The organism is Actinacidiphila oryziradicis, from assembly GCF_005047355.1.
In the GTDB taxonomy this organism is placed as follows: domain Bacteria; phylum Actinomycetota; class Actinomycetes; order Streptomycetales; family Streptomycetaceae; genus Actinacidiphila; species Actinacidiphila oryziradicis.
The window spans coordinates 1-3,428 of the sequence record NZ_SUMC01000263.1 but is presented as its reverse complement, the minus strand read 5'-3'; the positions used below and the strand labels follow the sequence as shown (position 1 = coordinate 3,428).

General features: G+C 69.5%; 3 protein-coding genes. 2 read left to right on the top strand and 1 reads right to left on the bottom strand.

From position 1 onward, the window contains the following. The first annotated feature begins 542 nt into the window (after positions 1–542). Positions 543–1,025, top strand: coding sequence for a hypothetical protein (locus FCI23_RS54765; protein ID WP_136731639.1), 483 nt, complete (start codon positions 543–545; stop codon positions 1,023–1,025). A 668-nt stretch (positions 1,026–1,693) separates the two neighbouring features. Continuing rightward, positions 1,694–2,683: a hypothetical protein gene (locus tag FCI23_RS54760; RefSeq protein ID WP_136731638.1), complete on the top strand. Its 990-nt coding sequence runs from the start codon at positions 1,694–1,696 to the stop codon at positions 2,681–2,683. Between the two features lie 532 nt (positions 2,684–3,215). Here the strand turns inward: FCI23_RS54760 and FCI23_RS54755 are convergent. Next, positions 3,216–3,428 (bottom strand): malic enzyme-like NAD(P)-binding protein (locus FCI23_RS54755; RefSeq protein WP_322974069.1); only part of this gene is annotated, 213 nt, incomplete at its 5' end.

The following is a 3,428-nucleotide window of genomic DNA, read 5'->3' as shown; positions in this document are numbered from 1 at the left end:
CGGACGATGATGGCCGCCAGCGGTCAACTGCTGGAACTGCCAGCGGTAGGAATCTTCGCCTGCTCCCACCTATCAACGTCGTTGCGGCCCCCGACGATGCCAGCGCCGGATCCACGCCGCGGCCGCCTTTGTCGCTCAACCGCCTTGCACGCAACCGCAGAACGCCGCCACCGCCCGTGCCCCCGGACGGATCGGGTGAGCGTGACAAAGCCGCGAGTCGCAATCCCCCTCCCGCATCGACGGGAAGGCCATGAGATCGTCCCGGGACCGTCACCAGCAGCCGGTGCCCCACCGTGCCCGGTACCCCGGACGAATGGACCACAGCCGTCCTCCGGACCGGAAGTCCAGCGGCCCTGCCGCAATAGCGGCAGCTGGGCGGCCCCGTTGGCTGCGCCGACAGAGAAAATTCCGGACAAGCAATAAGGAAGGAGTAAATCTGACAAATAAGGTGAACATACCTATTAGTTCATGAATGTGATGGATACCCGGGCAGACGATGCCCAAGCGTCTTCCCACCTGCCAGTGAGGGAAGGAGGTGAACCATGAGCGACATCGCGCAGCAGCCCCCTACAGCGGACGAGGCCGAGACCGCACCTGCTGAAGGTGAGGAGCCTGCAGCCGAGACGGCTGAAGCGGCTGAGACAGAGGCCCCTGAAACCCCTTCGGTGGAGGAGGCCGAGACCGCACCTGCCGGAGGTGAGGAGCCTGCGGCCGAGACAGCCGAGACGGAGACGCCTGAAACCCCTTCGGTGGAGGAGGCCGAGACCGCACCTGCTGAAGGTGAGGAGCCTGCAGCCGAGACGGCTGAAGCGGCTGAGACGGAGGCCCCTGAAACCCCTTCGGTGGAGGAGGCCGAGACCGCACCTGCCGGAGGTGAGGAGCCTGCGGCCGAGACAGCCGAGACGGCCGAGGCGGAGACGCCCCCAACCGTCGAGAGCCGTGACGAGGAGTCCCCCGAAGAAGCTGGAACCGAGGAATCAGAAGCGACAGCGACCGACAGTGGGCAATCCTCAGATGAGGAGTGATTTTCCGGTGCGGCACGAACCGTCCGCACAGAACAACTTCCATTTTTCGCATGACAACTGGAGCCGCCGCCGGTATCGCCCAGCGGCGGCTCCCTGGCAGGCAGAGCTTGGTCCGCAGCGAAGCAACGCTCCGGGCGGCCGAGCCGGACGCCGGCCGCACGGTCCCCCTACACCGCCGGCCGACCCGTGGAGGACCGAGTACGGCCGCGATGACGTCACCGGCTGTGCTTTGACTCATCCCGTGGCTGGCTCACGAAAGCCGTGCTGGATGGGCAGGACAGGGCAGTTGTTGCCCCAGTAGTGGCTGTGGTCCATCGCATGCTGTGGCTGGGCCATGAGCCGGAGCATCCCGGAACGGTGCGCTTTCACGGCAGGTCACCGGAAGTCCGTGGCGGAGTCCCTGCTTTCACCCGTCTGCGTCAACGCCGCGGCGCCGGTCGACCCGCTCGGCTGCACGGGTTGGCGGAGGGGCAACCGGTCAGGTTCGCGGCCGCCCGAGCCCAGGGAGGCGGTAGCGCCGGTCACGCTCTCGCCGAGCAGCTTCTGGTGGGTGCGCGGAGGATGCACATGAGGCCCACGACGCACGCCGGGCGGTCAAGGGCCGGCTTACGGCCGGGCCCGCTGATCGCGGCGGCTTCGCACTCACCCGACCAGCCAGGAGACACGTGATGGCAGCGACCACGGATTTGCTCGTACCGGCGTTGCGCGATGTCCGTGACGCCCAAGCTTCGGTCGTCGACAGGTTCCAGGCTCATATCGCCGTCACCCCCGCCGGGACGTACCGGCGGATCCTGGAGCGCCACATCGCCGACGCCCAAGACCATGTCAGCAGCATCGATGAACACGTGGAGCAGCTGCGGCCGCACGACCCGCTCCGGAATGCCCTCGACGGGGTGCGTGACTTCGCCGGGCAGGCCACCCGGGCTGCCCGGCTGCCCTTCGACGTTGCCATGGCGGTACCGGTCGGCGCGTTGCGGGGCCGGAGAAGGGCCCCAGAGCGCCGGCTGCTGAAGAACGCCGAGGACGAGTACGCGATCACCGCCTTGGCTGTGGCTACCTGCCGAGCCGGCGAAAGCTTCGCCCGGGAGGCCGACGATGCCGTCGGCGCGGAGCTGCTCGTCTCGATCCGCCGCCACGACGAGGAACTGCTCCAAACGCTCGGCGGCAGCCTTGCGGAGCACGCCGCGGCGGCGGTGGCAGCCTCGAACGGCGGCCGCTCCGCCACCCAGACGGTCCGTGCGGGTTGGAGCCGTCTGCGGGAGACGGTCGCGGGTGCGATCCGGTGGCTGCCTGGCGTGACCCGGATGTGGAGGGAGTTGAAGGGGGCTGCGGTAGCGGAGGACGAGCTGCCGATTCCCGGCTACGGCGAACTGACCGCCATCGAGGTCACCGACCGGCTGCCCCGCCTGTCCCAGGCCGAGCTGGCCACGATCGAGGGCTATGAGCGGGCCCATGCGGGCCGTTCCACGATCCTGAACAAGATCGTGGACCTGAGCGGGAGCGAGCCCTGGCCCGGTTACGACTCCATGAATGCCGAGAAAATCCGTGCTCGGCTGCGCGAGGCCGACGCCGACCTCACCCGGCAGGTACTCGACTACGAGCGCCGCCACCAAGAACGCCCCATCGTCACCACGGCCGCCGAACGCATAACCATCTGACCAGATGAGCCGTCCGGCCCCCGGCCCCCGTCAGTGGCGCGCGGATGGTTCCGGCCCACCGGCGGCGCGGGGAACGTAGCCGATCGGGGCGCGCACTGCGTGAGGTAGAGCGGCATGAACTTGCCTGGAGTGACGGGGGACGCCCCCGGGCGCGAGTACCAACGTTGGCCGACACGCTGGGCGGGCGGGTGTCGCAGACAACGCGGTTGGGAGAGCGGGCCCTCGTCCTCACTGCTCCGAACGCGGCACCGAGCGCATCCGACTGCGGCCTGCGAATCTCCCGCGCCGGTGCAGCGCCGACTTCCAGTCGGCGAGGCTGCCCGAGCGCGCGGTGATCCAGCTGCGGCGTAGTGCGCACTCAACACCGCCTGCGCCACTTCCTGACGGTTCGCAGGCCAGGGGCCGTCTGGTGATGGGGGCACTCTCTCCCCCAGACTCGCGTCTGGGTGGGGTGCCCCCGGCCGAAGGCTGGGGGAGTGCCCCACCTGCCTTCGGCCGGGGGCACCCCTGGCTCCGCCCGGGCCGGAGGCCGTCAGCGCCGGGCAACGCCCTCCACCCGAGCGGCGGCAGCCACCGCGGCGGTGACCGCCGGGGCGACCCGCTCGTCGAACGGGCTCGGGATGATGTTGTCCGCGCTCAGCTCGTCCGCCACGACCGCCGCCAGCGCCTCGGCCGCGGCCAGCTTCATGCCTTCGGTGATCCGCGAGGCCCTCACCTGCAGCGCGCCGGCGAAGATGCCCGGGAA

Coding starts and splice junctions, on each gene's coding strand:
- FCI23_RS54760 (WP_136731638.1), top strand. CDS start 1,694: ATGGCAGCGACCACGGATTTGCTCGTACCGGCGTTGCGCGATGTCCGT.
- FCI23_RS54765 (WP_136731639.1), top strand. CDS start 543: ATGAGCGACATCGCGCAGCAGCCCCCTACAGCGGACGAGGCCGAGACC.